1 protein-coding gene is annotated in these 1,606 nt (G+C 56.0%); it reads right to left on the bottom strand.

Going from position 1 to position 1,606, the window contains the following annotated elements; genetic code table 11:
- Nucleotides 1-27: 27 nt before the first annotated feature.
- Nucleotides 28-1,566, bottom strand: coding sequence for an IS3 family transposase (locus AC19YR_RS24700; RefSeq protein WP_039615185.1), 1,539 nt, complete (start codon nt 1,564-1,566; stop codon nt 28-30).
- Between the last annotated feature and the right edge of the window lie 40 nt (nt 1,567-1,606).

The following is a 1,606-nucleotide window of genomic DNA, read 5'->3' as shown; positions in this document are numbered from 1 at the left end:
GGGGATGCGGACAAAAACTTGGACTGGTTATGCCGCTAAGCCCAGGCTTTCACGATACTCAATGGGACTGAGCGCGCCGAGGGAAATCTTTATACGTTTTTCGTTGTACCAGCGAATGTATGAATCCAAGGCCTGAATGAACTGCTCGATGCTCGTTGACTGCCAGTTGCGAGGATAGAACAGTTCCGTTTTCAGTCGGCCGAAGAAACCTTCACAAGCCGCGTTGTCTGGTGAGCAGCCTTTGCGCGACATCGAACGAATCAGCTTCGCATCAGCGATGCGCGATAACCAGCCGGGCCAGCGGTAGTGAGCGCCACGATCGGAGTGAACAACAGGCCGTTTATCGTTACTGGCCACCGTTTCGATAGCTGCATCCAGCATCGTGTTCACAAGCTCGGCGTCGGGACGCGTGCCGATCGACCAACTGATTACCTTCCCATCGAAGCAGTCGATCATGGGGGACAGGTACACCTTGCCTGCCGGGATCTGGAACTCCGAGATGTCGGTCAGCCATTTCTCATTCGGAGCTAGGGCCGTGAAGTCGCGGTTGAGGAGGTTTTCCGGCGCCGGACTGATCTCCCCGAGGTAGGAACCGTATCGACGCCGTTTCGGCTTGGCGACGACTAGGCACTCCTGCTTCATCAAGCGCTGCACCACCTTCTCTGAAAGGCGCACACGCTGCCTGCTCAACGAAGCTCGCATCCGACGGTAGCCATAGCAACGATGATTGCGCTCGAATATGTCCGCCATGGCACGACGCACTTCGGTGTACTTTTCCGCGACCTGCATTCGGGCTCGATGATAGAAATAGGAGCTTCGGGCCAAGCCCAACGCGTCAAGCAGCTCTAGCAAGGAGTACCTATGCCTAAGGGCATCAGCCAGCAATGTCTTCTCCCGATTGGTCAGGACTTGCCGGTTGATGCCCGTCTCTTTTTTTATGAGTTCATTCGCCCTCATCAACAGGTCATGTTCAAGCTGCAAACGGCGAACATCGAGCTGGAGAGATTCGAGTTGCCGCTGCAACTCCTCTCGTTCCGGTGACGATGAGGGTTCAAGTCGACACTTCATGGATGGGGATACCTCTGGGCCGAGTAGCTGGTTTTTCCAGTTGTACAAGGTCGGCCTGCACACGCCCAGCTTTTGAGCCAGGGCTTTCGCACTTTCTTTTCGCGTGCACAGCGCGATGACCGCTGCCTGCTTCACCGCTGGCGGCCGGGCTAACCCGTCTGATCGACTGACAACACGCGTATGCAACTCGGGGTGCATTTCGTAAATCCAGGCACGCAAAGAATCCCGCGCGGGGTAGCCCAACGCCTTGATGGTAGCGGCGATGTTGCGACCGTATTCGAGATAGTGCTCGACAGCCTTTTCCCTTTGGGCCGGTGAGTACTTCGACTTCGAGTTCTCGTAGCAACGCGGCAGGTCGAGGCATCGCTCATACTCTGCGTGCCAGCTCTTCAAAGAGTTCTTCGTCGGGTAGCCCAACTGACGAATAGTTGCCCCGGTTCGCTTGCCCAGTTTGATGTAGAGCTTGACCGCTCGGATACGGTCTTCGTATGAATACATGAACTACCTCCAGGTAGTCCAAGATTTCCGCCGCATCCCC

This window comes from Pseudomonas sp. MF08817 (assembly GCF_059862705.1).
This window is presented reverse-complemented; position numbering and strand designations above follow the sequence as displayed.

Bases quoted from the DNA above. Each gene is read 5' to 3' on its own strand.
- AC19YR_RS24700 (WP_039615185.1), bottom strand. From the start codon at position 1,566: ATGTATTCATACGAAGACCGTATCCGAGCGGTCAAGCTCTACATCAAA.